This is a genomic window from Lysinibacillus sphaericus, from assembly GCF_015844675.1.
GTDB classification, from domain to species: Bacteria; Bacillota; Bacilli; order Bacillales_A; family Planococcaceae; genus Lysinibacillus; species Lysinibacillus sphaericus_E.
Window position 1 is genome coordinate 1 of sequence record NZ_LDGC01000081.1, and the last position, 3359, is coordinate 3359.

Here is a 3359-nt window from a genome sequence, read left to right on the forward strand (position 1 = left end):
GTATTTTCAGTAACAGGATAATAAAAGACCTCATATTTTTGACCATTTACAGTAGCAGAAATATGTTTTTCTTCTTTTAGATAGTCTAAATATTCCTCTAACACAAAATTCTTTTCTTTCATAATCGCACTATGTGGTAAACCGACATAGCGAATATGCCATGGTTCATTCATAATTCCCGTTATGTCCGTTTTATCCTCTGGATAACGTAGAGTAAACCCGTATTTCCAAGCGTTCTCTGCAATCCACTCTCCCTCAGGTGCTACCTCCATCTTCCCTTGGGTACTTCCCACATCAAGCGATAAACCTAAATTGTGTTCGCTGTAACCTGCTGGCAAGGCACGAATGGAACCCATTTCTTTATAAAGTTTAGATTGCTCATCAAATCCTCGAAAACCACTTGTAATTAAAAAACTAGAAACTTCATCTTCTTTCGCATCAAGAACCATATCCGAAAATTTCCTTGCTATATCTTCTGATAAATATGTTTCGCTATTAAACAATCTGTTCCTTTTACCAATTCTTTGCGAACATTTAAATTGATGACATCTGATTTTATACTTTCATTGTGAACTGGGTGCTTACTGTTGACCAAAAGTAAATTTCCTTGATAAATTTGTTCTACTGGAATTTCTACTTTTTTTATATTTCCAGAAGACAACTTTCCCTCCACTACACCATTCTCATTATAGGCATTTCCTATTACACCTTTTTCATCTTGAAAGAATGGTACTATCTTAAAGGCTGTCACACCCAAACATATTGAAAAAATTAATAAAAAGCCCCACTTTTTCACTCTAAACTTCTCCCTTAATCTTCTTTACTTAAAAGATTATAAGTAAAAATAATTAAGAAAAAAGTAGGATGAATCTTAAGTTTTTCTTAAATTACTTACTTAAAATATGAAGCTATCTTAACTATTTTGTTTTACTATCTGATGCACAATGGACCTCTGCGATATTTATGACGACGACGTACCCTACCAAACGTCAACAAAGGAATATTTTAGATACATAAAAAACCAATGCTATATTCATAACTTTTCTTTCAGTTACAACCTCAAAAAAGCTTAGGAAACAACTCCAAACACAAATGCCCAGGCTCAAAATTAATTGAGTACCTGGGCTTTAAAATTATTTAGCTACTACTTGTTACCTGGATACTTTGGCTGCATTCACGCAGTTAACCTTTAAAGCCATTGGTTACTCCGAAACATTTCCAATTGTTGTTGCTTAGTAACTATTTTAAAAATGAAAAAAATCTTCTGCTGTGGCACTTTTAGTTTTAGGTAGTCTCTTGCCTGTTGAGTTAAGTTTATGACTAAAAAAATATGTAGAGTCAATTGCTATGAATACATTCTGATGAATAAATTTTTTCCGTCAGACTCCTCCCATTCATAGGAATTGTTTATTTGTAAACATTTTATTATTCTGATGAATTACCAGTTGAAGAGTTAATGGCTGTATTTTGTAATGGTTGATTCATTTATTGTGAAGACTGGTTTGCTTGTTGTTGAGTACTCTGTAGATTTAATTTATTCGAAATATTTTTTGTGAACTGTTGAAGAGTACCATTTTGAAATCCTCTTGCTACACTCAAAATAACAGCTCCTATTACACCCAATGTAAGAAATCTCACTAAAAAAACATCCTTCCTTAAAAAAATATTTTGAAACATGTTTAGTATTGGAAACCAGGCTAATACTATACTGAACACTTTTTGGTTATTATCGTTTTGGTACTCTTATATATTGGATTAAATAATTACGTGATGAAATCAAAGGAGTAGAGAATGCTACTCCTTTTTGTTTTTTAACTAGAGGTGTTCAATAAGTTCCCCCACGCTAATCATTTTTTAGTTTAACAATACATTGAAAGTAAATGTGACATCATTTTTGTATTCTATTTTGAAACCATCTTTTCTCCATTCAACTTCATCTGGAGTATAAATACTTTCAACGTTAAGTATATCTTTTTTCTGTAGTGTTATATTTACTTGAGCAAATTTAATATCGTCACTTGATATAGCAATGAGATGACTTATTTCTTCGAACTCTTCATTTTCTCCGAGACACATACTTGGGATTGTTTGCAGCATGTATAGAGATTTATCTTTTGATTCTATTTGGAATTGTAATGTTTCATTTTCATAAGATCTTAATACTTCTACTAGTTGTCTCCATGGTTCTATTGTTGACATTAATCTTCCTCCTGGTTTGTTTCAGTTTTGCTCCACTATTGTACTGTATTTTTAAAAAAGAGCCTACTACTGTAAGGCTACACCAATTTCATTTGTTTTATGTTGTTGGAACCGAGAAAAATTTAATTACTACAATTTTATAACGACTAATTAGATTTTAAAAATTATCAAGGAATGAACATATGAACAAATTAGAACAAATAACTAATGAATTACTCGAAGCGGGATATACAATCGAGGAAATTATAGCAGCCTTTAATGAGGTAATTAAGGCATCTAATCAAACAGCAGCAGATGATAAAACAAATAGCTAATTACATAGTTATTTGCTTTTATATTAAGAGGAAAAAGGTTCTTTTGATTTACATCTCGTAGTACCGAATGCCAACAAAAGAACCTAAAATTTATTTAAATTAAATTCTTGATTTTACTGCATGTTTTAAAAAAGATTGCATTGGTTCTGAAATTATTTTAGTAACCATTAAAAACTTTTCTTATTTTAAGCTTTTCTTGACCAAATAACAACTGGAATAAGAATTAATGACAATAGTCCTCCAGCTAAAGATAATACCGCATAGCTCGCATTAGCTACTACCATCCCTGAAAGAGCACCACCAGAAGCGCCTGCTAGTGCAACTAAAACATCTATTTTCCCTTGCGTTTTTGCCCTAGTGGAAGGCTCAGTTGAATCAACTATTTGTGCAGTACCACTAATTAAGCCAAAGTTCCAGCCCAACCCAAGTAAAGAAAGTGCAATAATTAATAGAACCATAGAATCGCTCGGTGCGAATGCCGCCAATAAACCAGCAAATAACAAAGTCACTCCTGCGGCAATACTCATGGCTGTTCGTCCGATTTTATCGACAAGAATACCTGTTACGAGCGATGGAAGATACATAGAACCTACATGAAATCCTATAACAAGTCCAACCTCCGATAAACCTTGGCCATGATGTTTCATATGTACAGGTGTCATTGTCATGATAGCAACCATTACAATTTGCGTAAGTACCATCACCGTTGCACCGACTGTAAGGCCCCTTTTATTGAGAGCTTTTTTATGTAAAGATTCTGTCTTATTTCCATGCTCATTTTCTGGTTTTTGCGCTTCAATCATTTTCGCTATTTCTAATGGATCCGGACGTAACATAATAAAAAGG

At 32.9% G+C, this 3359-nt stretch carries 3 protein-coding genes and 1 pseudogene; 1 reads left to right on the top strand and 3 read right to left on the bottom strand.

Annotated features, from left to right (window positions below):
• Both ABE34_RS20575 and ABE34_RS20580 read right to left on the bottom strand, forming a co-directional pair.
• Positions 1 to 796 (bottom strand): annotated as a pseudogene (locus ABE34_RS20575) (M15 family metallopeptidase); the annotation flags it as partial.
• 1058 nt (positions 797 to 1854) lie between these two features.
• Positions 1855 to 2199, bottom strand: coding sequence for a hypothetical protein (locus ABE34_RS20580; protein WP_197144318.1), 345 nt, complete (start codon positions 2197 to 2199; stop codon positions 1855 to 1857).
• 182 nt (positions 2200 to 2381) lie between these two features.
• On the opposite strand from ABE34_RS20580, the gene ABE34_RS25545 reads away from it, so the two are divergent.
• Complete coding sequence (locus ABE34_RS25545) at positions 2382 to 2513, top strand: hypothetical protein (RefSeq protein WP_276569522.1); 132 nt, start codon at positions 2382 to 2384, stop codon at positions 2511 to 2513.
• Between the two features lie 185 nt (positions 2514 to 2698).
• On the opposite strand, the gene ABE34_RS20585 is transcribed toward ABE34_RS25545, so the two are convergent.
• On the bottom strand, positions 2699 to 3359 hold a 661-nt coding region (locus ABE34_RS20585), incomplete at its 5' end, for an MFS transporter (protein ID WP_197144319.1).